Here is a 25,382-nt window from a genome sequence, read left to right on the forward strand (position 1 = left end):
GACCGCGGCGACCGTGGTGACCGTCCCTCCTTCCGTCGTGACGACCGCAGCGGTGACCGGCCGCCCTTCCGTCGCGACGACCGCGGCGACCGTGGCGACCGCCCCTCCTTCCGTCGCGATGATCGCGCTGATCGTGGTGACCGTCCCTCCTTCCGTCGGGACGACCGTGGTGATCGCGGTGACCGCCGTGACGACCGCGGCGGTCGGCCCCCTTACCGTCGTGACGACCGTGGTGGCGATCGTGGTGGTTTCCGTCGTGACGACAATCGTGGCGAGCGCGGCGGCTTCGGTCGGCGTGACGACAGTCGCGGTGGTGAGCGTGGTGGGTACCGCGGCCGGGACGACCGTGGGGGCCGTGGGCCGCAGCGTGACGACCGCGGCGGGCGTCCCGGTGGTTTCCGAGGGCGTGACGACCGGCACGGCGGCGGTGGCCGTTTCCGTGAGGACCGGGACCGGGACCGCGAGCCGATCAAGCGCCTGCCGATTCCCGAGGAGGTCACCGGCGACGAGATCGACAAGGACGTACGGCAGGAGCTTCAGAGTCTGCCCAAGACGCTTGCGGAGGACGTCGCCAGGAACCTGGTGATGGTCGCCCGGCTTCTCGACGAGGACCCGGAGGCGGCGTACGCCTACTCCAAGATCGCTCTGCGTCTGGCGTCCCGTGTCGCCGCCGTACGGGAGGCGGGCGGGTTCGCCGCGTACGCCAACCAGAAGTACAGCGAGGCTCTGGCCGAGTTCCGGGCCGCGCGGCGGATGACCGGGTCCGTCGAGCTGTGGCCGGTCATGGCCGACTGCGAGCGTGGGCTCGGTCGGCCGGAGAAGGCGCTGGACATGGCCGGTGCCCCCGAGGTGCACAAGCTGGACAAGGCCGGTCAGGTCGAGATGCGGCTCGTCGCGGCCGGCGCCAGGCGTGACATGGGGCAGCTGGACGCGGCCATCGTGACGTTGCAGAGCCCCGAGCTGGCCTCCAACTCCGTACAGCCCTGGACCGCGCGACTGCGGTACGCCTACGCCGACGCGCTGCTGGCCGCCGGCCGGGAGCAGGAGGCACGGGAGTGGTTCGCGAAGGCCGTGGAGTCCGACCGGGACGGCAGCACGGACGCCTCCGACCGCCTCGCCGAGTTGGACGGCGTCGAGTTCATGGACGCCCTTGACGAGGAGCGCGAGGGCGAGGGCGGCGTGGAGAGCCCCTCCGCCGAGAACAGGGGCGCGGACAAGGACGCGGACGGCGAGAAGGACTGACGGCCGTGGCGTGACGACGACGAAGGGGCGGGACCGGCTTACGGTTCCGCCCCTTCGTCGTGTCGGCTCACAGGTCCAGCGCGCGCAGTACCAGGCCCGAGGCCGGCTTCGGGCCGAAGGACGTCGACTTGCGGGGCATCGTGACGCCCTGTTGGGCCAGTTCGCGGACGACCTCCTCACGCACCGGGTGCATCAGTACCGCCGTGCCGCCGTCGCGTTCGGCCTTCTCGACGGTGGCCGCCGTGTGGTGGATGTAGGAGATGTGGGCGGCGGAGTCGTCCGGGACGTGCCAGACGTGGGCGAGGAGGGTGGCGTGCAGGACCGTGGCGTCCAGAGTGCGCCAGGCCTCGGGGCGATCGGTGGGGACCGTGCGGGCCAGCAGGCCGGGGTCCGGCCGGTCGACGAGATGGAAGGCGCCGTCGCCGGCGAGCAGGAAGGCGTTGCCCGCCTCGGCCGCCTTCGCCAGGGCGTCCATGGACGCGGCCCGCGGCGTGTCGAGGCGTCGGACGCGGAAGTGGCCGTCCAGGGCGGCCACGGCGTCGCTCACCGGGAGGTCGTGCAGGAGGCGATGGATGGCGCGGACCCGGAGCGGGTAGCGGGCCGTGTCGACCAGGAGGACCAGGCCGTGGTCCCAGGGGCTGGGGGAAGGGTGCTCCGCGCGGAGCGTGCGATAGGTCGCCCAGCGGTGGTGGCCGTCGGCGATGAGGGCCTGGTGCCGCGCCAGTTCCGACCGGACGCGGGACAGGTCGTCGGGGTCCGTCACCGACCACAGGCGGTGGCAGAAGCCGTCCTCCGTGGTCGTCGAGAGCAGCGGGGGCCGCTCGGCGGTGCGTTCCACGACGGTGGTCGTGGCCGCGGTGGGGCCGTCGCCGCGGTAGGTGAGGAGCAGGGGTTCGAGGTTCGCCCAGGTGGCCCGCATGAGCGCCGCGCGGTCGGCGACGACGTGCGGCATGACGTCCTCGTGCGGCAGGACGACCTGCTCCGACGGGTCCGACACGCGCAGGGCGCCAATGATGCCGCGTTGCAGCATGCCGTCGCCGTCGCGTTGTTCGTAGACGTACAGGCCCGGTTCGGGATCGGCGGTCAGGACGCCCTCGGCCATCCAGCGCCGCAGGGTGTGGGCGGCCTGGTCGTTGCGCGCCCCGGGCGTGGCGGCCTGGGGCAGGATCAGCCGGACGATGTTGTACGGGTCGGCGGACTCGAGGTGGAGCAGGCCGTCGGGGCGGACCACGACGTCGTAGGGCGGGGACGTCACGGCGGCCAGGCTGCCGACCCGGTCGGGGTCGTAGCGGAGGCCTCGGAACGGGGTGAGTTCCAGGCCCCGGCGCGCCGTTGCTTCCGGGTGACCTGCTGTGTTCATCCCGGCATCGTACGTGTGTCAGTGGCATGGGGGATGATCGGGGGAAAGGCGTCGAACGAGGAGCGATGTGCAATGAGCCGGAGCGTCAGGACGAGGCCCGAGGGCAGTGGGCGGGGCCTGAGCGAGGCGTACGACACGGCGCTGCTCGACCTGGACGGCGTGGTGTACGCGGGGGGGAACGCGATCGCTCACGCGGTCGACTCGCTCGCCACGGCCCGCGCGGGCGGCATGCGTCTGGCGTACGTCACGAACAACGCGCTCCGGACCCCTGACGCGGTCGCCGAGCATCTGACCGAGCTGGGCATACCGACGGGTGCCGACGACGTCATCACCTCGGCGCAGGCGGTGGCCCGGCTGATCGCCGAGCAGGTGCCGTCGGGGGCGCGGGTACTGGTGATCGGCGGCGACGGGCTGCGGGTGGCGCTGCGAGAGCGCGGCCTGGAGCCCGTGGAGTCCGCGGAGGACGATCCGGCGGCCGTCGTGCAGGGGTTCGGCGGGCCCGAGCTGCCGTGGGGGCGGTTCGCGGAGGCCTGCTACGCCATCGCGCGCGGTGTGCCGTGGTACGCCTCCAACACCGACCTGACGATCCCGGGCGCCCGCGGGATCGCGCCGGGCAACGGCGCGGCGGTGGAGGTCGTGCGGATCGCCACCGGCGCCGACCCGCAGGTCGCGGGGAAGCCGTTGCCTCCCATGCACCGGGAGACGATCCTGCGCACCGGCGCGCAGCGGCCGTTGGTGGTGGGCGACCGGCTGGACACGGACATCGAGGGCGCGTTCAACGGTGAGGTCGACTCGCTGCTCGTCCTGACCGGCGTGACCGGCGGGGCGCAGTTGCTGGCGGCACCGCCGCAGCACCGGCCGACGTATGTCGACGCCGATCTGCGCGGGCTGCTCACCGGGCAGCCGGAAGTCACGGGCGGCGGAGACGGGAACCTCGGGTTCCACTGCGGTGGCTGGACGGCCACGGCCCGCGAGGAACGGCTGGAGCTGGAGGGCGACGGCGCGGCGCTGGACGGGTTGCGTGCGCTGTGCGCTGCGGCCTGGACGGCGGGCGGGGAGGCCGGGTGCGGACTGGACTCGGGGAAGGCGTTGGCGCGACTGGGGTTGTGAGTCGTCGTACGGGGCAGGGGCCCGGCCGCGTGCGGAGCGGGGAGAGATCCTCGGGATCGTGATCGATTGGCAGGGTAGGCTAACCTAACTGCGTGTTGGTCGACAGTCCCCCCGAACAGCGCGCGGAGACCGCCCCCGCGCCGCCCCCCAAGCGCCGTGTCCTACGTGCCGTCGGGCTGCCCGTCTCGGCGGCGGTCCTGGTGCTCATCGCGGTGACGAGTATCGCGATCGGCGCGAAGGACCTGTCACTGGCGCAGGTCTGGCACGGCCTGTTCCACGACTCGGGCACATACGGCGACGTCGTGGTGAGCGAACGGCTGTCGCGGACCGTGCTCGGTCTGCTCGCCGGTGCCGCGCTCGGCCTCGCGGGCGCCGTACTGCAGGCGCTCACCCGCAATCCGCTGGCCGATCCCGGGCTGCTCGGCATCAACGCGGGCGCCTCCGCCGCGGTCGTCACGGCCATCACCTTCTTCGGCGTCACCTCGCTGACCGGGTACGTGTGGTTCGCCTTCGCCGGTGCGGCGGGGGTCGGCGCGCTGGTCTGGTTCCTGGGCGGCAGCCGGGGGGCCACGCCGGTGCGGCTGGTGCTGGCCGGCACCGCGATCAGCGCCGCGCTGTTCGGCTATCTCCAGGCCGTGATGATCATGGACGACGCGGCGCTGGGCAGGATGCGTTTCTGGACGGTGGGTTCGCTCTCGTCGGCGACGAACGGCACCATCAAGGAGGTGCTCCCGTTCTTCGTGGCGGGCACGGTCCTTGCCCTCGCGCTCTCCCGGCCGCTCAACGCCATGGAGATGGGCGACGACACCGCCAGGGCCCTCGGTGCCGATCTCAACCGCACCCGGGCGCTGTCCATGCTCGCGGCGACCGTGCTGTGCGGGGCCGCGACCGCCGCCTGCGGGCCGATCGTGTTCGTCGGACTGATGGTCCCGCACATCGTCCGCTCCTTCACCGGGCCCGACATGCGCTGGATCCTGCCGTACGCCGCGATCCTGTCGCCCGTGCTGCTTCTGGGAGCGGACGTCCTCGGCCGGATCGTCGCGCGGCCCTCGGAGCTTCAGGTCGGTATCGTCACCGCCGTCCTGGGCGGGCCGGTCTTCATCTATCTCGTACGACGGCGGAGGACGGCACAGCTGTGAAGACCGGGAGAACCGTGAAGACCAACCGTGCGGTGCGGAGCCCGGGCGGGCTCTCGTTCCGGCTGGACGTCCGGGCCACCGTCGTCGTCGTGCTGCTGCTGGTCGTCGCGTTGGCGGCGAGCGTCGTACTCATCGGCACGGGCGACTTCGAGATACCGGCCGCGGACGTGCTCAGAACTCTCGTCGGCGAGGGCGACGCCAGTCAGGAGTTCATCGTCAACGAACTGCGGCTGCCGCGGGTCCTGGTCGGGCTGCTGGTCGGTGCCGCGCTGGGGCTGGGCGGCGCCCTGTTCCAGGCCATCTCGCGCAACCCGCTCGGCAGCCCGGACGTGCTCGGCCTCGGGCAGGGCGCGACGGCCGGCGCCCTCACGATGATCGTCCTGTTCTCCGGCAGCTCGGCGCAGGTCACCGTCGGTGCGCTCGTGGGCGGCCTGGTGACCGGCCTCGCCATCTATCTGCTCGCTTGGAAGCGGGGCGTGCACGGGTACCGGCTGGTCCTGGTCGGAATCGGCATGTCCGCGATCGTTACGGCGGTCAACGGCTATCTGCTCACCCGTGCGGACATCGTCGACGCCTCCCGCGCCGTCGTCTGGATGACCGGCTCCCTCAACGGCCGTGACTGGGACCATGTCTGGCCCCTGCTCGCGCTGTGCGCCGTGCTCGTCCCGCTCGTTCTCACCAACGGACGGGCGCTGCGGATGATGGAGATGGGCGACGACGTGTCGTACGCCCTCGGAGTGCGCGTCGAGCGCGTGCGGGCGCTGCTGATGGTGGCCGCCGTACTGCTCACCGCCGCCGCCACCGCCGCCGCGGGGCCGGTCAGCTTCGTCGCGCTCACCGCGCCGCAGCTCGCCAGGCGCCTGACCCGCTCGCCCGGCCCCAACCTGCTGCCGTCCGTGTGCATGGGTGCCGCCCTGCTGGTCAGTGCCGACTGGATCTCGCAGCGGGCCTTCGGCGCCGACCAGCTGCCCGTGGGCGTGGTCACCGGCGTACTCGGCGGCGTCTACCTGCTGTGGCTGCTGGTCACCGAGCGCAAGGCGGGCCGGATATGAGCGCCGGCGCCGGTACCCACAGCGGGATCAGGGGGTGCCGTTCGGATCAGGTTGCAGGAAATCGGCGGTTCCTCTCAGCGCCGGTGAGCGGGGTCTGGCGCGTCCAGGTGCAAGGCGGAGGAGGGAGTCGACGCGATGGGGGTCCCCCCGCGCGAGCGAAGCCGAGCGTGGGGGAGTCGGCGAGTGACGACAACGCCGCAGGTGGGCGTGTTGGACCCCGCGTCCGCGACGTGATCCGAACGGCACCCCCCAAAACCAAAGGAGCAACGTGAGCCGCCTGACCGCCGAGAACGTCACCCTCGCCTACGACCAGCGGGTCATCGCGGAGCAGCTGTCGGTGGAGATACCCGACAACTCCTTCACCGTGATCGTCGGCCCCAACGCGTGCGGCAAGTCCACCCTGCTGCGGGCCCTGTCGCGGATGCTCAAGCCGACCCAGGGCCGCGTGCTGCTGGACGGATCGGTCATCCAGTCGATGCCCGCCAAGCACGTCGCGCGGACCCTCGGTCTGCTGCCGCAGTCGTCCATCGCGCCCGATGGGATCACCGTCGGCGACCTCGTCGGCCGGGGCCGCTACCCGCACCAGGGCATCCTGCGCCAGTGGTCGACCGAGGACGAGCGGGTCGTCCAGGAGTCGATGGCCCAGACCGGCATCTCGGAACTCGCCGAGCGCTATGTCGACGAACTCTCCGGCGGTCAGCGCCAGCGCGTGTGGATCGCCATGGCGCTCGCCCAGCAGACCCCGCTCCTGCTGCTCGACGAGCCGACGACGTACCTGGACATCCAGCACCAGATCGACGTCCTCGACCTCTGTGCGGAACTCCACGAGGAGCAGGGCCGCACGCTCGTGGCCGTCCTGCACGACCTCAACCACGCCGCCCGGTACGCCACCCACCTCATCGCCCTGCGCGACGGGGAGATCATCGCCGAGGGCGCGCCGAAGGACATCGTCACGGCCGAACTCGTCGAGCGCGTCTTCGGGCTGCGCTGCCAGGTCATCGACGACCCGGAGACGGGTACGCCGCTGGTGGTGCCGGCCGCGCGCGGGACGCGGGGCGGGGCAGCGGGCGGCAGGCCGGAGAAGATGGCGGCTACAAAAGCTTCCTGAGACGGAACAGGTCGCGCAGGCCCGCCTCCAGCTTCACCCGGCCCGAGCCCCAGGCCTTGGCGAAGTTCAGCTCGCCGCCGACCAGGGCCACCAGGTCGTCGCCGGTCATCGCCAGCCTGATCTCGGCCTTCTCCCGCGGCGGCCCCTCAAGGGTCTCGCGCACGTCGATCCGGCCGTCCGCCATGCGCCCGGCGAAGGTGACGTCCAGGTCGGTGATGTGGCAGCTCACCGAGCGGTCCGGCTCGGCGGCCGACCGCACGTCCCCTTCGGCACTGCGCATGCTGTCCGAGAGCTTGTCGAGTGCGGCGCGGCACTCCTCAGTCGTCGCCATCGGGACCGACCGTACCGCAGCGGTACGCGGTAGCGTCGGGGCATGAGCGACGCAGTACCGGAGCCGGCGGCGCGGGAAACCGACGGGGGCCCGTCCGAGGCGCGGGCGCCGGAGCACGACCCCGCCGCGCCCGCCCCCCTCGACGTCCCCCGCGCCCCCACCGGAAACGCCGAGGTGGACGCCCGGCTGGCGCGGCTGGCCGACGCCGACCACCTGGCCACGGACGGACATGTCGAGGTGTACGAGGATGTACACCGGGGGCTGCGCGACGCGCTCACCGCGCTCGACGCCCGCCCGGGACCTCCGGCCCCCACCCGTCACCCGACCACCACCCCTCAACGAGGCCCTTCGGGCCGCGAGCCCGATGAGCCGTACGAAAACAGGAGCTGAACCGAACGTGGCAGGAGTCGCACGCCGCCGTCTCGACGCGGAGCTGGTCCGCCGCAAACTGGCGCGCTCGCGCGAGCATGCCAGCCAGCTGATCGCCGCCGGGCGGGTCACCGTCGGCAAGGCCGTCGCGGCCAAGCCCGCCACGCAGGTGGAGACCGCCGCCGCGATCGTGGTGACCTCCGACGACAGCGACCCCGACTACGTCTCGCGCGGCGGCCACAAGCTCGCCGGTGCCCTCGATGCCTTCGTACCGCAGGGGCTCGTCGTCGAGGGGCGGCGGGCGCTGGACGCCGGCGCGTCCACCGGAGGCTTCACCGACGTACTGCTGCGATCGGGCGCCGCCCACGTCGTCGCCGTCGACGTCGGTTACGGACAACTCGCCTGGTCTCTCCGGCAGGATGAACGCGTCACCGTCAAGGACCGTACGAACGTACGCGAGTTGACGCCGGAAGCGATCGATGGGGAGCCCGTGGACCTTGTCGTGGGGGATCTGTCCTTCATCCCGCTCGGACTGGTACTGCCCGCCCTGGTGCGGTGCACGCGGCCGGACGCCGACCTGGTGATGATGGTGAAGCCGCAGTTCGAGGTGGGCAAGGAGCGGCTGGGCAGCGGGGGAGTGGTACGCAGTGCGCAGCTGCGGGCCGAGGCCGTACGGGGAGTCGCCCGCAGGGCCTGGGAACTGGGACTCGGAGTGAAGGGGGTCACCGCCAGTCCGCTGCCCGGTCCCTCCGGGAACGTCGAGTACTTTCTGTGGCTGCGGGCCGGGTCCGGTGAACTGGACCCGGCCGACGTTGACCGTGCAGTGGCGGAGGGGCCGCGTTGACACAGAACCGAGCTCGTACTGTTTTCCTGCTCGCCCACACCGGGCGTCCCGCGGCCATCCGCAGCGCGGAGCTCGTGGTCAAGGGGCTGCTGAACGCCGGGCTCGGGGTGCGCGTCCTGGAGGCCGAGGCGTGCGACCTGCCGCTGCCGGGCGAGGTGGAGCTGGTCGGGGAGGCCACCCCGCAGTGCCTCGACGGGTGCGAGCTGCTGATCGTGCTGGGCGGTGACGGGACCCTGCTGCGCGGCGCCGAGTTCGCCCGCGCGTCCGGGGTGCCGATGCTCGGCGTCAACCTCGGCCGGGTCGGCTTCCTCGCGGAGGCCGAGCGCGACGACCTCGACAAGGTCGTCGACCGGGTGGTGAACCGGGCGTACGAGGTCGAGGAGCGGATGACCGTCGACGTCGTCGTGCACCGCAACGGCGACATCGTGCACACCGACTGGGCGCTGAACGAGGCCGCCGTGCAGAAGGCCGGCGCCGAGAAGCTGCTCGAAGTCGTGCTGGAGATCGACGGGCGGCCGGTGACGGGGTTCGGCTGCGACGGCATCGTGCTGTCGACGCCGACCGGGTCGACGGCGTACGCCTTCTCCGCCGGGGGACCGGTGGTGTGGCCCGAGGTCGAGGCGCTGCTGATGGTGCCGATCAGCGCACACGCGCTGTTCGCTAAGCCCCTGGTGACCTCGCCGGATTCCGTGCTCGCGGTGGAGGTGCTGCCGCACATTCCGCCGGGTGTCCTGTGGTGCGACGGGCGGCGGACGGTGGACCTGCCGCCGGGGGCCCGGGTCGAGGTGCGGCGGGGGGCGGTGCCGGTGCGGCTGGCCCGGCTGCACCATGCGTCGTTCACGGATCGCCTGGTGGCGAAGTTCGCGTTGCCCGTTTCGGGGTGGCGCGGGGCGCCGCACTAGCTGACTCGAAGGGGTGGTTCCGCCGCGCCCCGCCCGCGGGCTGTCCGTGGCCGGGGCACGCCCCGCGGCGCGGCCGCTGTCAGCACGGTCCCGCGCCCCCGGCGGCGATGTCCTCCCCCGGGTGACAAGGGTGGGCCGGTCGCACTCGCCGCCCCGGACCTCGTATGGTCGTGTCCGTGCTTGAGGAGATGCGGATACGGTCGCTCGGAGTCATCGACGACGCCGTGGTCGAGCTGTCGCCCGGGTTCACCGCTGTCACCGGTGAGACGGGTGCCGGCAAGACCATGGTGGTCACCAGCCTGGGGCTGCTGCTGGGCGGACGCGCGGACGCGGCGCTCGTGCGGATCGGGGCGAAGAACGCGGTCGTCGAGGGGCGGATCGCCGTGCCCGGGGACGCCGCGGTCGCCGTCCGGGCCGAGGAGGCCGGGGCCGAGCTGGACGACGGGGCGCTGCTGATCAGCCGTACCGTTTCCGCCGAGGGGCGGTCGCGCGCTCACCTGGGCGGGCGGTCAGTGCCCGTGGGGCTGCTCGCCGAGCTGGCCGACGAACTGGTGGCCGTGCACGGGCAGACCGACCAGCAGGGACTGCTCAAACTGTCCCGGCAGCGGCAGGCCCTGGACCGGTACGCGGGGGACGCGGTCGCCGGGCCGCTCGCCAAGTACGCCGAGGCCTACCGGCGCCTGCGGGCCGTCGCCACGGAGCTGGACGAGATCACCACGCGCGCGCGTGAGCGCGCCCAGGAAGCCGATCTGCTGCGCTACGGCCTCGACGAGGTGTCGGCCGTCGAGCCGCGGGCCGGCGAGGACGTGGAGCTGGCCGAGGAGGCGGAGCGGCTGGGCCACGCCGAGGCGCTCGCGTCGGCCGCCACGGCCGCTCACGCCGCCCTGGCGGGCAATCCGGAGGACCCCGAGGGCGTCGACGCGGCGACGCTCGTCGCGGGCGCGCAGCGGGCCCTGGACGCCGTGCGGTCGCACGACCCGGCGCTGGCCGCGCTCGCCGAGCGGATCGGCGAGGTCGGGATCCTGCTGCGCGACGTGGCCGGGGAACTGGCCGGATACGCCGACGACCTGGACGCCGACCCCCTGCGGCTGGCGGCGGTCGAGGAGCGCCGGGCCGCGCTCACCGCGTTGACGCGAAAGTACGGCGAGGACGTCGCCGCCGTGCTGACCTGGGCCGAGCAGAGCGCCGCGCGGGTGACCGAGCTGGACGGCGACGACGAGCGGATCGGCGAGCTGACCGCCGAACGGGACGCGCTCCGGGCGGAACTGGGCGGACTGGCGCAGGCACTGACGGACGCGCGGACGGACGCCGCCGAGCGGTTCGCCGCCGCGGTGACCGCCGAGCTGGCCTCGCTCGCCATGCCGCACGCGCGCGTGTCCTTCGAGATCCGGCAGACCGAGGATCCGGAGGGCGTGGAGGTCGGTGGACGCGCGGTCGCGTACGGGCCGTCGGGTGCCGACGAGGTCGAGCTGCTGCTCGCCCCGCATCCCGGCGCGCCGCCGCGGCCGATCGCCAAGGGAGCGTCCGGCGGTGAGCTGTCGCGCGTGATGCTGGCCGTGGAGGTGGTGTTCGCGGGCACGGATCCGGTGCCGACGTACCTCTTCGACGAGGTGGACGCCGGTGTCGGCGGCAAGGCGGCGGTGGAGATCGGGCGGCGCCTCGCACGCCTCGCGAGGAGCGCGCAGGTCGTGGTCGTCACACATCTGCCGCAGGTCGCCGCGTTCGCCGACCGGCAGCTGCTGGTGGAGAAGACGAACGACGGCTCGGTGACCCGGTCCGGCGTCAAGGTACTGGAGGGCGAGGACCGGATCCGCGAACTGTCCCGCATGCTCGCCGGCCAGGAGGACTCGGAGACGGCCCGGGCCCACGCGGAGGAACTGCTCGCGACGGCACGGTCGGACGCGTAGGCCTGGCCGGCGGGCTGGGGCGCGGGACGTCGGCGGCGCCTGGTCGGCGCCCCGTCGGAGCCGCGGGTGGACGGCACCGGGTGCACGCACCCGCGGGGGTGGAACCGGCGATGGCGGGGCCGCGCACGCCGTCGCACTCGTGGCCGCGGCGGCGTACGGGGAGAGGGTGAGCGAGGCGGCACGCTCACTCGTGTGAGTGAACCGACCCCGCCTCGTTGCCCCGACGGCCGCCCGCACGGGACGGTCGTCGTTCCCGGAACACCCGTACGGCCTGGCATCCTTGACGGAGTAACGCGCTGGAAACCGCGCGGCGCGCCCTCTCCGCACCGTCCTTCTGTACGTTCTTCTTCGTGACCGTCCCCAGCCGAACCAGGAGTTCCCGGCCACGTGACCCCCGTGAGCAGCCACTCACCGCACGGCCAGTCGCCGCTGCGCACCGTGCAGGTGCTGGGCGGCGGCAACGCCGGCAGCAGCACGCACGTGCGCTCCCTGGCCGCGGGGCTCGTCGCACGGGGCGTGAAGGTGACGGTGTGCGCCCCCGCCGATGCGGAACGCACCTACGACTTCACCGGCGCCGGAGCCGACCACGTGCACGTGCCGCGCAGCAGCGACCCCGTTTCCGTCGCCGCGCTGCGGGCGGTGTGCGCGGACGCCGACCTGGTGCACGCGCACGGGCTGCACGCCTCCTTCCGTGCCGCACTGGCCCTCGGCGGCCGCCGGGTCCGCACTCCGCTCGTCGTCACCTGGCACGACCGGGTCCAGGCCGAAGGAGCGCGCGCCCAACTGCTGCGCGTCCTGGAACGACGGGTGATGAAGGCCGCCACGGTGGTGCTCGGCGCCACCTCGGAGCTGGTCGACCGGGCGCGGCGAACGGGCGCGCGGGACGCCCGGCTCGGCCCCGTCGCGCTCCCCGCCCGTCCGTGCCGGCCGGCCGAACCCGACGACCCCGACCGGCGGCGCCCGAAGATCCGGGCCGAACTCGGCGCCGTCGGCCGCCCCTTGCTGATCGCCGTCGGCTCCCTGGAGAGGCACCGGGGCTACGACGTCCTGCTCGACGCCGCCCGTGTCTGGCGCCGGCTCGACCCGGTACCGCTGGTCGTCGTCGCCGGGGAGGGCCCGCTGCGCGCGGAGTTGCAGCGGCGGATCGAGGGCGAGGGCCTGCCGGTGGTGCTCATCGGCAGCCGCGACGACGTCACCGACCTTCTGGCCGCGGCCGACCTAGCCCTGCTGCCGAGCCGCCGGGAGGCGCGCTCCGTCCTCGCCCAGGAGGCGCTACACGCGCGCGTGCCGCTCGTCGCGAGCGACGTGGGCGGCACCCCCGAACTCGTCGGCGACGCCGCCGAACTCGTCCCGGACGGGGACGCGGAGGCCTTCGCCGACACCGTCGTCCGGCTGCTCGCCGACCCGGGACGGTGCGAGGACCTGGAGGAGCGGGGCGTACGGCAGGCGGCCACCTGGCCGACCGAGGACGAGACCGTCGCCCAGGTCCTCAGCGTCTACGACGAGTTGACGCAGCCCACGCCGCTGCTCTAGGCGCCCTGGACTAGGGCACGTGCCGTCGGGCGCGCAGGGCCAGGCTCAACGCCAGGACGGTCTGCGGGTCGTCGAGGTCGGTGCCCAGCAACTCCCCGATCCGTGCCAGGCGGTTGTAGAGCGTCTGCCGGTTGAGATGGAGTTCGCGCGCCGTCTCCGCCTTGCGGCCCGCGTGCGCCAGGTACGTCTGGAGGGTGGGCAGCAGGGGCGGCTTGGCACGGTTGTCGTGGTCGCGCAGGGGACCGATCGCCCGGTCCACGAAGGCCGCGAGGTCCCGATGTTCGCGCAGCCGCCACAGCAGCAGGTCGATGTCGAGGCGCCGGGCGTCGTACCAAGGCCGGTCGGTGAGGCCCTGGGCAGCGGTCGCCGTCTCCGCCGCGTGCCTGAGACTCGCGGACGCCGCCGCCCAGCCGCCGGCCACTCCGACGACCACGACGGGCGGCTGCGCCCCCGGCGGCTGCATCCCGGCCCGCTCCACACCCGCCCGCAACGCCACCGCGACCCGGTCGGCGACCGCCGTCCGCTCCGACTCCGTGCGCAGGCCCAGCAGCAGCGGCACCCGGCCCTCCACCGGCCGTACGCCCAGCAGGACCGGTACTCCGACCGACGCCAGCTCCTCGGCGACCGCGCGCGCCAGCACCGCCCAGCCGCCACCGGCGGGGGACAGGGTGTCGCCGAGCCGCATCACCACCGGGAGCAGCGGGCCGGCGCCCGGCTTGAAGCCCAGGACGCGGGCCTGCGCCGGCGCGTCCTCCGGGGTGATCCGGCCCTCGGCGAGGTCGGTGAGGAAGTCGCCGCGCCCGCGCGCCGCGAGTTCCTCCTCCTGACGGGCCTGCATCAGCACCACGGCGAGGATGCCGGCCGCCCGCTCGGCCGCCATCCGGTGCACCGGCGCCAGCGGGGACCGTACGGGCAGGAGAACGAGCCGGGCGCGTACCGAACCGGTGGCGGGGCCGCCGCCGGGCACGTCCACCAGGACCGAGCCCGCCGGAGGCGGGGCTTCCTTGTGCGGGCCACGCAGCCCCTCCCACACCTGGAGCGGGTCGGCGCCCTCGGGGCCGGCGCCGGCGGCGTACAGCAGGCGGCCGTCGGTGGTCTCCAGGAAGACCGGGTTGCCGCCGAAGTCGGCCAGGATGCCGAGCACCCGGGGGACCCCGCCGCCGCCGAGGAGGGCCTCCGTGCAACGGCGGTGCACCTCTTCGGCCCGCTGGACCAGTGCGTAGTGGCCATTGACGATCTCGGTGTGGATCTCCTCGGTGACCGTCACGAACGGCACCTCGCGGTGCAGCTGGACCAGCGGCAGTCCGGCCGCGCGGGCGGTGTCCACGAGGGCGGCGGGCAGGCTGGCGAAGCGCGGGCCGAGTTCCACGACGAGGGCCGCGATGCCGCGTTCGGCGAGGGTGCGGACGAAGGCGCGCTGTTCGGCGGGGCGGGTGCCGAGGCCGTAGCCGGTGGTGAGGAGGAGTTCGCCGCCCTTGAGGAGGGAGGCGATGTTGGGGACCTCGCCGGCGTGGACCCAGCGCACGGTGCGGTGCAGGCGGTCGGCGCCGGCGAGGATCTCCGGGAGGCCGCTGCGGAGGCCGGGGAGTTCCAGGGCGCGCTGCACGGTGATCCCCGAGGGCGGGGGTGCGCTGGGGGTGTTCATGGAGCGGACGGTACCTGGGGGTGTGGGGCGGGCACATCTTCGGTGCCGGGTGCCGGGTGCCGGGTGCCTTGGGTCTTGGGCGTGAGCTGTGGAAGCCGCGTGCCCGGCGTGGGTGTGGGCCGGGGGTGGGTGGCGCGGCCCGGCGCCGGCGGGGTGCCGCTGCGCCCACCCGTGCCGCCCCAGCGGCACGACTGCCCGCAGCGGCCGGCGGGGTGCAGGAATGCCCGCGGCGGGGGCGGCGGCGTACGACTGCCCGGCGGGGCGGCGGTGCATGACTGCCCGCGGCGGGGGCGGCGGCGGGCAGTCGGTTGTGTCAGCCTCCGTACGCCCCGCTCGCCGTCAGCCTCAGTGCCGTGTCGATCAGGGGGACGTGGCTGAAGGCCTGGGGGAAGTTGCCGACCTGGCGTTGGAGGCGGGGGTCCCATTCCTCGGCCAGGAGGCCGAGGTCGTTGCGGAGGGAGAGGAGCTTCTCGAAGAGCCTGCGGGCCTCGTCCACGCGGCCGATCATCGCCAGGTCGTCGGCCATCCAGAACGAGCAGGCCAGGAAGGCCCCCTCGTCGCCGGGCAGGCCGTCGACGCCCTCGCTGCCGCCCTCCGTCGGGTAGCGCAGGATGAAGCCGTCGGACGTGGACAGCTCACGCTGGATGGCCTCGATGGTGCCGATGACCCGCTTGTCGTCCGGCGGCAGGAAGCCCATCTGCGGGATCAGCAGCAGCGAGGCGTCCAGCTCCTGGGAGCCGTAGGACTGCGTGAAGGTGTTGCGTTCCTTGTCGTAGCCCTTCTCGCACACGTCCCGGTGGATGTCTTCGCGCAGCTGCTTCCAGCGCTCCAGCGGGCCGTCGGCGTCGCCGGACTCGATCAGCTTGATGGTGCGGTCGACGGCGACCCAGGCCATCACCTTGGAGTGCACGAAGTGGCGGCGCGGACCGCGCACCTCCCAGATGCCCTCGTCCGGCTCCTGCCAGTGGTCCTCCAGGTAGCGGATCAGCTTGAGCTGGAGCAGCGAGGCGTAGTCGTTGCGGGACAGGCCCGTCATGTGGGCCAGGTGCAGGGCCTCGGTGACCTCGCCGTAGACGTCGAGCTGAAGCTGGTGGGCGGCGCCGTTGCCGACCCGGACCGGGGTGGAGTTCTCGTAGCCGGGCAGCCAGTCCAGCTCCGCCTCGCCCAGCTCGCGCTCGCCGGCGATGCCATACATGATCTGCAGGTTCTCCGGGTCGCCCGCGACCGCGCGCAGCAACCACTCGCGCCAGGCGCGGGCCTCCTCGCGGTAGCCGGTGCGCAGCAGTGAGGAGAGGGTGATCGCCGCGTCGCGCAGCCAGGTGTAGCGGTAGTCCCAGTTGCGGACGCCGCCGATGTCCTCCGGCAGCGAGGTGGTGGGCGCGGCGACGATGCCGCCGGTGGGGGCGTAGGTGAGGGCCTTCAGCGTGATCAGGGAGCGGACCACGGCCTCCCGGTAGGGACCGTGGTACGTGCAGTGCTCGACCCAGTCGCGCCAGAAGTCCTCGGTGGCCTCCAGCGACTGCTCGGGCTCCGGCAGCGCCGGCGGCTCCTTGTGCGAGGGCTCCCAGGAGATGGTGAAGGCCATCCGCTCACCCGGCGAGACCGTGAAGTCCGCGTACGTGGTCAGTGCCTTGCCGTAGGTTTCGGCCTCTGTGTCGAACCACACCGAGTCGGGGCCCGCGACGGCCACCGTGCGGCCCTCGTGCTTGTGCACCCACGGGACGACGCGGCCGTAGCTGAACCGCATCCGCAGCTCCGAGCGCATCGGCACCCGGCCGGAGACACCCTCCACGATCCGGATCACCTGCGGCGCGCCGTCGCGCGGCGGCATGAAATCGGTCACCCGGACCGTGCCGCGCGGGGTGTCCCACTCGGATTCCAGGATCAGCGAGTCGCCGCGGTAGGTCCGCCGGGCCGCGGTGGGCGGTTCGGCGCCGGGGGCGTAGGCGGGTCCGAGCCGCCAGAAGCCGTGTTCCCCGGTGCCCAGCAGACCGGCGAAGATGGCATGCGAGTCGAAGCGGGGCAGGCACAGCCAGTCGACTGTGCCGTCCCGGCAGACCAGGGCGGCGGTCTGCATGTCTCCGATGAGTGCGTAGTCTTCGATGCGCCCGGCCACGTGCAACTCCAGTCGAACGGCCACGTCACCCCCACGAGGGGGCGGTCGCTGGTGCGGTCAAGGGGGGTTTGTCATGCGTCGTTGAGTCATGAAGCAAAGCAGCCGTTCGGCCGTGAAGCCAAACGCTGTGCCGCAAACGACAATTGTTGCTCAACGAACTGACGAGCTCTCGTTGTTCCGGCGCTGACGGGCGAGGGGTGGTGCCGCGTCGCCGGGCGGGCTCGGCAGCGAACGTCCGAGCAGGATACGACGCACGCAGATGATCTGTGTGCCGGTCCGGGCAACCCGGGTCCGCCGAACGAGTGACCAACGGGTGAGGAAACGGTGAGCCGCGCGCCTGAGTGTCCGAGCGTGCGCGGAGGGTGGCCGGAAGCCATCGCCCCGAGGCGCTGATACGCTGGTAGCCCGTGGACCGGTGGGAGAAAAACCCCGGAACCGCAGCGACGGCGCCACCGACGGCAACCCGGTACGACCGGGTCGGACGACGAGCGCACCGCACCCCAGACCGCGACCACGGGAGCCCCCCTTTGGCCATGCCGCCCGCTGCTTTTCGAAACAGCACAGCTTCGACGACCAAGCACATCTTCGTCACCGGGGGTGTCGCCTCCTCGCTCGGCAAGGGGCTGACCGCCTCCAGCCTCGGCATGCTGCTCAAGGCACGGGGTCTGCGCGTCGTGATGCAGAAGCTCGACCCGTACCTCAATGTCGACCCTGGCACGATGAACCCCTTCCAGCACGGCGAGGTGTTCGTCACCAACGACGGCGCCGAGACCGACCTGGACATCGGCCACTACGAGCGCTTCCTCGACCGCGACCTCGACGGCTCCGCCAACGTCACCACCGGCCAGGTGTACTCCACGGTGATCGCCAAGGAGCGGCGCGGCGAGTACCTGGGCGACACGGTCCAGGTCATCCCGCACATCACCAACGAGATCAAGCACCGCATCCGCCGCATGGCGACGGACGAGGTGGACGTCGTGATCACCGAGGTCGGCGGCACGGTCGGCGACATCGAGTCGCTGCCGTTCCTGGAGACCGTCCGCCAGGTGAGGCACGAGGTCGGCCGCGACAACGTCTTCGTCGTCCACATCTCGCTCCTGCCGTACATCGGCCCCTCCGGTGAGCTGAAGACGAAGCCGACCCAGCACTCGGTCGCGGCGCTGCGCAACATCGGTATCCAGCCGGACGCGATCGTGCTGCGCTGCGACCGCGAGGTGCCGACCGCGATCAAGCGCAAGATCTCGCTGATGTGCGACGTCGACGAGGCCGCCGTGGTGGCCTGCCCCGACGCCCGCTCGATCTACGACATCCCCAAGGTCATCCACACCGAGGGTCTGGACGCCTACGTCGTCCGCAAGATGGACCTGCCGTTCCGCGACGTGGACTGGACGACCTGGGACGACCTGCTCGACCGCGTCCACAACCCCGACCACGAGATCACGATGGCCCTGGTCGGCAAGTACATCGACCTGCCCGACGCCTACCTCTCGGTGACCGAGGCGCTGCGCGCGGGCGGCTTCGCCAACAAGGCCCGCGTGAAGATCAAGTGGGTCACGTCCGACGACTGCAAGACGGCGGCCGGCGCCAAGGCGCAGCTCGGTGACGTCGACGCCATCTGCATCCCGGGCGGCTTCGGCGACCGGGGCGTGCTCGGCAAGGTCGGCGCGATCCGCTACGCCCGTGAGAACAAGATCCCGCTGCTCGGCCTCTGCCTGGGCCTGCAGTGCATCGTGGTCGAGGCCGCGCGCAACCTGGCCGGCATCACGGACGCCAACTCCACCGAGTTCGACCCGGCCACCGCCCACCCGGTCATCTCCACGATGGCCGAGCAGCTGGACATCGTGGCGGGCGAGGGCGACATGGGCGGCACGATGCGGCTCGGCATGTACCCGGCCAAGCTGGCCGAGGGCTCCATCGTGCGCGAGGTCCACGACGGCAAGGAGTACGTCGAGGAGCGGCACCGCCACCGCTACGAGGTGAACAACACCTACCGCGCGGAGCTGGAGAAGAAGGCGGGCATCCTCTTCTCGGGCACCTCCCCGGACGGCAAGCTCGTCGAGTACGTCGAGTACCCGCGCGACGTGCACCCCTACCTGGTCGCCACGCAGGCGCACCCGGAGCTGCGCTCGCGCCCGACCCGCCCGCACCCGCTCTTCGCCGGGCTGGTCAAGGCCGCGGTCGAGCGGAAGACGTCGAAGTAACACACCAGTTGTACGGTGGCCGGGGCGCGCGCATTCAACGGCGCGGCCCCGGCTTTTCGCGTACGTCTGGAAGGGCAGGTCAGGCATGACGGGCAGCACGATCAAGGACATCCCCGAGGAGTGGGAGGTCCGGGGCACAGAGACTCCCTTCCAGGGGAAGAAGACCTCCGTCCGTACGGACGACGTGGTCATGCCCGACGGCTCCGTGGTGACCCGCGACTACCAGGTCCACCCCGGCTCCGTGGCCGTCCTCGCCCTGGACGACCAGGGGCGGGCCCTGGTCATCCGGCAGTACCGGCACCCCGTGCGCGAGAAGCTGTGGGAGATTCCGGCCGGTCTGCTCGACGTCCCCGGCGAGAACCCGCTGCACGCCGCCCAGCGCGAGCTGTACGAGGAGGCGCACGTCAAGGCCGAGGACTGGCGGGTGCTGACCGACGTCTACACCACCCCCGGCGGCTGCGACGAGGCCGTGCGGATCTTCCTCGCCCGGAACCTGTCGGAGGCCGAGGGCGAGCGCTTCGAGGTCGAGGACGAGGAGGCCGACATGGAGCTGGCCCGGGTGCCCGTGGCGGACCTGGTCCGGGGTGTGCTCGCGGGCGACCTGCACAACAACTGCCTGGTCGTGGGCGTGCTCTCGCTGGTCGCGGCGGAGCAGGGCGATGGGCTCGACGCGCTCCGCCCGGCTCGGGCGCCGTGGCCGGCGCGGCCGTTCGAGGCCTGAGAACCACTCTCTCGCCCGCCGTGGTGTGACCATCGGTTGATCCGATCGAGGGATGTGCCCGCCGCGCTCCGCAGGGAACGTAGCAGAGCGTGAACTAGGCTCTGGAAACGCCCGAACCGGGGTTCCGGCGGGTGCCGGCGTGCGGTGGGATCGGGAGTGTGGCCCGTGACGGATCAGGCGGTGGACACGGACGGCGTACGGCTGTCGGAGGACCCTGCTGAGGAGAGTCGGTTCCTGGGCCGCACCCGGGAGTTGAAGGAGCTGCGCGCCGACATCGAGCGCGCGGGCCTGGACACCCTCTCCGGCCGCAAGGCACCCCGCGCGCGCGTGCTGCTCATCGCCGGCCGGCCCGGTTCCGGCCGTACCGCGCTCGCCGAGGAGCTGGCCGCCCAGGTAGCGGACGGTTACCCCGACGGCGTGCTGCGCGTCCGGCTGAGCGAACCGGACGGCACGCGGGTGCCCGTCGGGCGGCTCGCCCGGGAACTGCTGAGCGAGCTGGACCGCCCCAACCCGCCCGGGGCCGACGAGGACGACCTCACCGAGGCGCTCCGCACCGCCCTCGCCGACCGCAGGGTTCTGCTCCTGCTCGACGACGCGGCCGACACCGAGCAGGTCGACGCCCTGCTGCCGGACACCCCGGACTGCCTGGCCGTCGTCGTCGCCGAGGGCCCGCTGACCGGCATCGCGGACGTCCGCCCGTGCACGCTGGGCGGCCTGGACACCAAGTCGGCCGTGGAACTGCTGTCCCGGCACACCGGCTCGGTCCGCATCACCGTCGACCCCCGGGCCGCCGAACAACTGGTCGAGGTCTGCCAGGCCCAGCCCGCCGTGCTGGCCCTGGCCGGCGGCTGGCTCGCGGCCCGTCCCCAGGCGGCCGTCGCCGACCTCGCCAAGCACGTGCATGCGGAGGGTGACGAGGGCACCGCCCTCAGCCGCGTCTTCCGCCTCGCCCACGCGTCCCTGCCCAGCCCCGCCGCCCGGATACTGCGCCTGCTCTCCCTCGCCCCGGCCGGCCTGGTCGACCCGCACACCGCGTCCGCGCTCGCCGGCTGCTCGGTCAACGGCGCCCGCACCACCCTGGACGACTTCGTCGCCCTCGGCGTGCTGCGGGCGGTCGACTCGCCGCTGCCCGAGTACGAGGTCCCCGGGTGCCTGCACGCCCTGCTGCGGGCTCTCGCCGAGACCCACGAACGGCCGGCCGAGCTTCAGCTCGCCCGCGCCCGCATGCTGGAGCGGACGGTGCGGCTGCTCCAGTCCTGCCGGGCGGTCACCGAGACCGACAGCCCGCAGGCCCGCGAGAAGCTCCTCGGTATGCCGCGTGCCCTGCGCTTCCCCCACCCGAGGGCCGCCGCCGACTGGCTGCGGGTCCGCCGGCCCGCCCTGCTGGCCGCGGCGCGGCTCGCGGTCGCCGACGGGGAGCTGGACACCCTCGCCCGCAGGCTGATGTCCCAGCTGGTGCGGACCATGGTGGCCCACTTCGGCACCCAGGCGGCGGCGCCCGACCTGTACGGCATCCACCGCCTCGTCCTCGACGTGGCCGAGCGCCGAGAGCTGCCCCGGGAGAAGGCGGCCGCCCTGCTGAACCTGGCCGACCTGGACGCCCGTACCGGCCGCACCGCCGAGGCCCTGGTCCGCTACCGGGCCGCGCTGGACGCCGGACGCGAGGCGAACGACCCGTACGCGACCGGCCGCGCGATGGAATCCGTAGGCGGCGCTCATCTGGAGCTCGGCGACTACGACCGGGCCGCCGACTGGTTCGGCCGGGCGCTCGCCCAGCGCCTCGCCCGGGACGAGCGCGCCGACGCCGCCCGCGTCTACGGCCGGCTCGCCACCGCGCACACCTACGCCGGCCGCTACGGCGAGGCGCAGCGGGGCTGGCGCGCCGCGGCCGCCGGGTACCGCAAGGCCGGCGACGTGGCCGCGCACGCGCGGGCGTTGAGTGAACTGGCCCGCGTGCAGGAGTACGCCGGACGCCCCGAGGAGTCGCTGCGCACCTGCCAGGAGGCCGCCGAGTGGGCCCGCAGGGCCGAGGACGTCCGGCTCCAGGCCGCGCTGCACCTGCGGCTGGCGGACACGCTCGACCACCTCGGCGATCCCACCGCCGCCGGACTGCAGCGGAGCGCAGCGGATCGCATGCTGAGGGAAGATCCCGCCGAGGCCTGCGAAATCCGTAGCGCATCGTCTGAAGATTGATGCTTTGAAAGGCTGGACAGCGGGAACACCTTCATTAGACTGGCTCTGCCGCACCTTCTCGCGGTCTCTCCCGTTGCGCCCACGTGTGCGCGGGTATGTGTAGAAATAGCCCAACCCTCTGAGCCAAGGACCGTGATCGACGTGAAGGTCGGTATCCCCCGCGAGGTCAAGAACAACGAGTTCCGGGTGGCCATCACCCCCGCCGGCGTGCACGAGCTGGTGCGCCACGGTCACCAGGTCGTCATCGAGCGCGCGGCCGGCGTCGGCTCCTCCATCCCGGACACCGAGTACGTCGCCGCAGGCGCGCGGATACTCGACACCGCCGACGAGGTCTGGGCCACCGCCGACCTGGTGCTGAAGGTCAAGGAGCCCATCGCGGAGGAGTACCACCGCCTCCGCAAGGACCAGACGCTCTTCACCTACCTGCACCTGGCCGCATCCAAGGAGTGCACGGACGCGCTCGTCGAGTCCGGCACCACCGCGATCGCCTACGAGACCGTCGAGCTGCCCAGCCGCGCGCTGCCGCTGCTGGCCCCGATGTCCGAGGTCGCGGGCCGGCTGGCCCCCCAGGTCGGCGCCTACCACCTGATGGCCCCCAACGGCGGCCGCGGTGTGCTTCCGGGTGGCGTGCCCGGCGTGACCCCGGCCAAGGCCGTCGTCATCGGCGGTGGCGTCTCCGGCTGGAACGCCACGCAGATCGCCGTCGGCATGGGCTTCGACGTGACGCTGCTCGACCGCGACATCAACAAGCTGCGCGAGGCCGACAAGATCTTCGGCACCAAGGTCAAGGCCGTCATGTCCAACTCCTTCGAGTTGGAGAAGGCCGTCGTCGACGCCGACCTGGTCATCGGCGCGGTGCTCATCCCGGGCGCCAAGGCCCCGAAGCTGGTCACCAACGAGCTGGTCTCCCGGATGAAGCCCGGAAGTGTTCTTGTCGACATCGCGATCGACCAGGGCGGCTGCTTCGAGGACTCGCACCCGACCACGCACGCCGAGCCGACCTTCAAGGTCCACAACTCGGTCTTCTACTGCGTCGCCAACATGCCGGGCGCGGTGCCGAACACCTCCACCAACGCCCTCACCAACGCCACGCTGCCGTACATCGTGGAGCTGGCGAACCGCGGCTGGGTCGAGGCGCTGCGCCGTGACCCCGCGCTCGCCAAGGGCCTCAACACGCATGACGGCAAGGTCGCCTACCGCGAGGTCGCCGAGGCGCACGGTCTGGAGTACGTCGACCCGGCCACCCTGCTCGGCTAAGTCACCAACCGGAAAAGGCGATACGTCAACAGTCGCCGTCAACCCCACACGCCCGGCCGGACCTTGCCCGACAAGGTCCGGCCGGGTGTGTGTATGGTCACTTTGCGATTCTCGGCCAACTCGCCTCGAACGTAACGCTTCAACCGATTCGCACACCGATGAAACCTGCTGTGCGACGTCCGTACGCCCTTGACAGAGGGATGTTTCATTGCCGACACATCGGGCCGGGTCCGGCGGATTGTGTTGCTGCGGACGCCCGACACGCCATAGAGTCGCCGAACGTCGGCATGGTGCCACGCTGACCTGTCTAGAAGTTTCCTGGTCACCAAGGAGGTAAGACGACTTGTGAATGAGTCGACATTTACTCCCGGGGGTGGTCAACCAGGAACGCCTGCACGGGCCCACGGCCCCGGGCGTCTCGAGGCTGTCGGCTCCGTCGCTGTACGCACCTTCGCAGCCCACCAGAGTCCGCAGGCAACTCAGACAGCACACATGAGTATGGATGGCCAACACGTGAACGCCAGGGCCGGCAACGGAAGTGGCGCGTCCCGCAACCACTTCGCCGACTACGACGAACTGCCCGAGGGGCACTTCTACGACCCGGACGCGGAGTACGAGCCCGATCCCGAGTACGCCGCCACGCTCGCGCCCGACGCGGCCCGCCAGCGCCGTGAGCGCATCGGACCGACCGGACGCCCGCTGCCCTACTTCCCGATTCCGGGCCCGCTGACCGAGCACGGCCCCGCGAAGATCATCGCGATGTGCAACCAGAAGGGCGGCGTCGGCAAGACCACGTCGACCATCAACCTGGGTGCCGCGCTCGCCGAGTACGGGCGCCGGGTGCTGCTCGTCGACTTCGACCCGCAGGGCGCGCTCTCGGTCGGTCTCGGCGTCAACCCGATGGAGCTCGACCTCACCGTCTACAACCTGCTCATGGAGCGGGGCATGGCGGCCGACGAGGTGCTGCTGAAGACCGCGGTCCCCAACATGGACCTGCTGCCCAGCAACATCGACCTGTCGGCGGCCGAGGTGCAGCTGGTGAGCGAGGTCGCGCGCGAGTCCACGCTGCAGCGGGCGCTGAAGCCGCTGATGGACGACTACGACTACATCGTGATCGACTGCCAGCCCTCGCTCGGCCTGCTCACGGTCAACGCGCTGACGGCCGCGCACAAGGTGATCGTGCCGCTGGAGTGCGAGTTCTTCGCGCTGCGCGGTGTGGCGCTGCTGACCGAGACGATCGAGAAGGTCCAGGAGCGGCTCAACCCCGACCTGGAGCTCGACGGCATCCTCGCCACGATGTACGACTCGCGCACGGTCCACAGCCGTGAGGTGCTCGCGCGTGTCGTCGAGGCTTTCGACGATCACGTCTACCACACGGTCATCGGACGTACGGTCCGCTTCCCGGAGACCACGGTCGCCGGTGAGCCGATCACCACGTACGCCTCCAACTCCGTCGGTGCCGCCGCCTACCGCCAGCTCGCCAGGGAGGTGCTCGCCCGGTGTCACGCCGAGTGAGTCTGCCGGGGGCCGACGAACTCTTCCGTACGACAGGGGGGATGGGGCTCCAGGCGTCCTCCCCGCGGCGACCGGCCAACGGCGAGGCGCGGGTGCCGGCGCCGGCGGGGGAGAGCGACCAGGCCGCCGCCGAGGACGCACCGCAGTCGGTGCCCGCGCAGGGCGGTGACGGCGAGGGCGCGGAGCACGCCGCGGCGGACGCCGAACCGGGCTCGGCGGGCGAGTCGCGCAGCCGGGGCGCGGAACGCTCCGCGCGGGGCTCCGTGCCGGGCGTGGGCGTGCAGGAAGGTTCTGCCACCGCCCAGCCGCGCAAGCGTGGGCGGTCGCCCTCGCGCCGACCCAGCGGCCGTGAGCGCCACGACGAGAAGATCACCGTGTACGTCTCCGCCGAGGAACTGATGGACCTGGAGCACGCCCGCCTGGTGCTCCGGGGCGAGCACGGACTGGCCGTCGACCGCGGCCGCATCGTCCGCGAGGCGGTCGCCGTGGTCCTCGCCGATCTGGAGACCCGCGGGGACGCCAGCATCCTCGTACGACGGCTGCGCGGCCGCTAGCGGTAGCCTGCGGGGGCCATGACCTCGAACGACGCCCCCCGCCCCGGCGCCCGCGCCGGCCGTCGGCGTGCGCTGGGGCGAGGTCCGGGGGAGCGGGCGGCTCCGCCGGTTCCGCCGCTCCCCGAGACGTCCGGGGCACCCGAGCCGGTGCCGTCCGGCCCCGCGGTCGCGCGGGCGGCGCCCTCCGAGGAGCCGCCGCGAACCCCGGCGTCGAAAGCCTCACCACGGACTGACGCGCTCCTGCGGGAGACCCCCCGCACGGCGACCTCTCCGGAGGACGGGC

At 72.5% G+C, this 25,382-nt stretch carries 20 protein-coding genes and 1 pseudogene; 16 read left to right on the plus strand and 5 right to left on the minus strand.

The window, feature by feature from the left end; genetic code table 11:
- A pseudogene (locus ACIQ1J_RS17745) lies at positions 1–420 on the minus strand (hypothetical protein); the annotation flags it as partial.
- Between the two features lie 57 nt (positions 421–477).
- Between ACIQ1J_RS17745 and ACIQ1J_RS17750 the strand changes: the two are divergent.
- A complete protein-coding gene (locus tag ACIQ1J_RS17750; RefSeq protein WP_403558214.1) occupies positions 478–1,242 on the plus strand; it encodes a hypothetical protein in 765 nt (254 codons plus the stop codon).
- 67 nt (positions 1,243–1,309) lie between these two features.
- Here the strand turns inward: ACIQ1J_RS17750 and ACIQ1J_RS17755 are convergent, their stop codons facing one another.
- Positions 1,310–2,602 carry a DUF1015 domain-containing protein gene (locus ACIQ1J_RS17755; protein ID WP_403557628.1) on the minus strand — a complete coding sequence of 431 codons (1,293 nt, stop codon included), beginning with the start codon at positions 2,600–2,602 and terminating at the stop codon, positions 1,310–1,312.
- A gap of 72 nt (positions 2,603–2,674) precedes the next feature.
- Here ACIQ1J_RS17755 and ACIQ1J_RS17760 point away from each other — a divergent pair, with 72 nt between their 5' ends.
- The 4 genes from ACIQ1J_RS17760 to ACIQ1J_RS17775 all read left to right on the plus strand — a co-directional run bounded on the left by ACIQ1J_RS17760 (position 2,675) and on the right by ACIQ1J_RS17775 (position 7,011).
- Positions 2,675–3,712, plus strand: a complete 1,038-nt coding sequence (locus tag ACIQ1J_RS17760; protein ID WP_403557630.1) for an HAD hydrolase-like protein — start codon at positions 2,675–2,677, stop codon at positions 3,710–3,712.
- A 92-nt stretch (positions 3,713–3,804) separates the two neighbouring features.
- Positions 3,805–4,851: an iron ABC transporter permease gene (locus ACIQ1J_RS17765; protein ID WP_210964376.1), complete on the plus strand. Its 1,047-nt coding sequence runs from the start codon at positions 3,805–3,807 to the stop codon at positions 4,849–4,851.
- Positions 4,852–4,865: 14 nt separating this feature from the next.
- Positions 4,866–5,903: a FecCD family ABC transporter permease gene (locus tag ACIQ1J_RS17770; RefSeq protein ID WP_403557632.1), complete on the plus strand. Its 1,038-nt coding sequence runs from the start codon at positions 4,866–4,868 to the stop codon at positions 5,901–5,903.
- Between the two features lie 268 nt (positions 5,904–6,171).
- Positions 6,172–7,011: an ABC transporter ATP-binding protein gene (locus tag ACIQ1J_RS17775; RefSeq protein ID WP_210964374.1), complete on the plus strand. Its 840-nt coding sequence runs from the start codon at positions 6,172–6,174 to the stop codon at positions 7,009–7,011.
- Here the strand turns inward: ACIQ1J_RS17775 and ACIQ1J_RS17780 are convergent.
- Complete coding sequence (locus ACIQ1J_RS17780) at positions 6,995–7,342, minus strand: sterol-binding protein (RefSeq protein WP_403557635.1); 348 nt, start codon at positions 7,340–7,342, stop codon at positions 6,995–6,997. The two genes, ACIQ1J_RS17775 and ACIQ1J_RS17780, sit on opposite strands and share 17 nt — an antisense overlap.
- 42 nt (positions 7,343–7,384) lie before the next feature.
- On the opposite strand from ACIQ1J_RS17780, the gene ACIQ1J_RS17785 reads away from it, so the two are divergent.
- The 5 genes from ACIQ1J_RS17785 to ACIQ1J_RS17805 all read left to right on the plus strand — a co-directional run bounded on the left by ACIQ1J_RS17785 (position 7,385) and on the right by ACIQ1J_RS17805 (position 12,897).
- Positions 7,385–7,732, plus strand: a complete 348-nt coding sequence (locus tag ACIQ1J_RS17785) for a hypothetical protein (protein WP_403557637.1) — start codon at positions 7,385–7,387, stop codon at positions 7,730–7,732.
- Between the two features lie 7 nt (positions 7,733–7,739).
- Positions 7,740–8,555 (plus strand): hemolysin, encoded by an 816-nt coding sequence (locus ACIQ1J_RS17790; protein ID WP_210964371.1) that lies wholly within the window; start codon positions 7,740–7,742, stop codon positions 8,553–8,555.
- Complete coding sequence (locus tag ACIQ1J_RS17795; protein WP_121746136.1) at positions 8,552–9,457, plus strand: NAD kinase; 906 nt, start codon at positions 8,552–8,554, stop codon at positions 9,455–9,457. The genes ACIQ1J_RS17790 and ACIQ1J_RS17795 overlap by 4 nt, the downstream gene beginning before the upstream one ends.
- A gap of 164 nt (positions 9,458–9,621) precedes the next feature.
- Complete coding sequence (gene recN / locus ACIQ1J_RS17800) at positions 9,622–11,364, plus strand: DNA repair protein RecN (RefSeq protein WP_403557640.1); 1,743 nt, start codon at positions 9,622–9,624, stop codon at positions 11,362–11,364.
- 387 nt (positions 11,365–11,751) lie between these two features.
- Positions 11,752–12,897, plus strand: a complete 1,146-nt coding sequence (locus ACIQ1J_RS17805; protein ID WP_403557642.1) for a glycosyltransferase family 4 protein — start codon at positions 11,752–11,754, stop codon at positions 12,895–12,897.
- 10 nt (positions 12,898–12,907) lie between these two features.
- Here the strand turns inward: ACIQ1J_RS17805 and ACIQ1J_RS17810 are convergent, their stop codons facing one another.
- Entirely contained in the window at positions 12,908–14,542 is a 1,635-nt protein-coding gene (locus ACIQ1J_RS17810) for a PucR family transcriptional regulator (protein ID WP_403557644.1), read from the minus strand.
- 313 nt (positions 14,543–14,855) lie between these two features.
- Positions 14,856–16,658, minus strand: a complete 1,803-nt coding sequence (locus tag ACIQ1J_RS17815; protein ID WP_403558216.1) for a glycoside hydrolase family 15 protein — start codon at positions 16,656–16,658, stop codon at positions 14,856–14,858.
- A 533-nt stretch (positions 16,659–17,191) separates the two neighbouring features.
- On the opposite strand from ACIQ1J_RS17815, the gene ACIQ1J_RS17820 reads away from it, so the two are divergent.
- The 6 genes from ACIQ1J_RS17820 (at position 17,192) to ACIQ1J_RS17845 (ending at position 25,099) form a co-directional block, all read left to right on the plus strand.
- On the plus strand, positions 17,192–18,859 hold the full coding sequence (locus tag ACIQ1J_RS17820; RefSeq protein WP_210964379.1) for a CTP synthase: 1,668 nt from the start codon (positions 17,192–17,194) through the stop codon (positions 18,857–18,859).
- Between the two features lie 85 nt (positions 18,860–18,944).
- Entirely contained in the window at positions 18,945–19,580 is a 636-nt protein-coding gene (locus ACIQ1J_RS17825) for an NUDIX domain-containing protein (protein WP_403557646.1), read from the plus strand.
- Between the two features lie 165 nt (positions 19,581–19,745).
- Positions 19,746–21,773, plus strand: a complete 2,028-nt coding sequence (locus ACIQ1J_RS17830; RefSeq protein WP_403557648.1) for a tetratricopeptide repeat protein — start codon at positions 19,746–19,748, stop codon at positions 21,771–21,773.
- 132 nt (positions 21,774–21,905) lie between these two features.
- The gene (gene ald, locus ACIQ1J_RS17835; protein WP_403557650.1) at positions 21,906–23,030 is read left to right on the plus strand and encodes an alanine dehydrogenase; all 1,125 of its coding nucleotides are present in this window, start codon (positions 21,906–21,908) and stop codon (positions 23,028–23,030) included.
- Positions 23,031–23,522: 492 nt separating this feature from the next.
- Positions 23,523–24,545, plus strand: coding sequence for a ParA family protein (locus ACIQ1J_RS17840; RefSeq protein ID WP_210964363.1), 1,023 nt, complete (start codon positions 23,523–23,525; stop codon positions 24,543–24,545).
- Positions 24,546–24,586: 41 nt separating this feature from the next.
- Entirely contained in the window at positions 24,587–25,099 is a 513-nt protein-coding gene (locus ACIQ1J_RS17845; RefSeq protein ID WP_403557652.1) for a hypothetical protein, read from the plus strand.
- Positions 25,100–25,382: the final 283 nt, after the last annotated feature.

Source organism: Streptomyces sp. NPDC097107, from assembly GCF_044762405.1.
In the GTDB taxonomy this organism is placed as follows: Bacteria; Actinomycetota; Actinomycetes; order Streptomycetales; family Streptomycetaceae; genus Streptomyces; species Streptomyces thinghirensis.

Excerpts from the sequence above, each read along its gene's own strand:
- ACIQ1J_RS17755 (WP_403557628.1), bottom strand. The coding sequence starts at position 2,602 with ATGAACACAGCAGGTCACCCGGAAGCAACGGCGCGCCGGGGCCTGGAA.
- ACIQ1J_RS17760 (WP_403557630.1), top strand. The coding sequence starts at position 2,675 with ATGAGCCGGAGCGTCAGGACGAGGCCCGAGGGCAGTGGGCGGGGCCTG.
- ACIQ1J_RS17780 (WP_403557635.1), bottom strand. The coding sequence starts at position 7,342 with ATGGCGACGACTGAGGAGTGCCGCGCCGCACTCGACAAGCTCTCGGAC.
- ACIQ1J_RS17785 (WP_403557637.1), top strand. The coding sequence starts at position 7,385 with ATGAGCGACGCAGTACCGGAGCCGGCGGCGCGGGAAACCGACGGGGGC.
- recN (WP_403557640.1), top strand. The coding sequence starts at position 9,622 with ATGGTCGTGTCCGTGCTTGAGGAGATGCGGATACGGTCGCTCGGAGTC.
- ACIQ1J_RS17810 (WP_403557644.1), bottom strand. The coding sequence starts at position 14,542 with ATGAACACCCCCAGCGCACCCCCGCCCTCGGGGATCACCGTGCAGCGC.
- ACIQ1J_RS17820 (WP_210964379.1), top strand. The coding sequence starts at position 17,192 with ATGCCGCCCGCTGCTTTTCGAAACAGCACAGCTTCGACGACCAAGCAC.
- ACIQ1J_RS17825 (WP_403557646.1), top strand. The coding sequence starts at position 18,945 with ATGACGGGCAGCACGATCAAGGACATCCCCGAGGAGTGGGAGGTCCGG.
- ACIQ1J_RS17840 (WP_210964363.1), top strand. The coding sequence starts at position 23,523 with ATGAGTATGGATGGCCAACACGTGAACGCCAGGGCCGGCAACGGAAGT.
- ACIQ1J_RS17845 (WP_403557652.1), top strand. The coding sequence starts at position 24,587 with ATGGGGCTCCAGGCGTCCTCCCCGCGGCGACCGGCCAACGGCGAGGCG.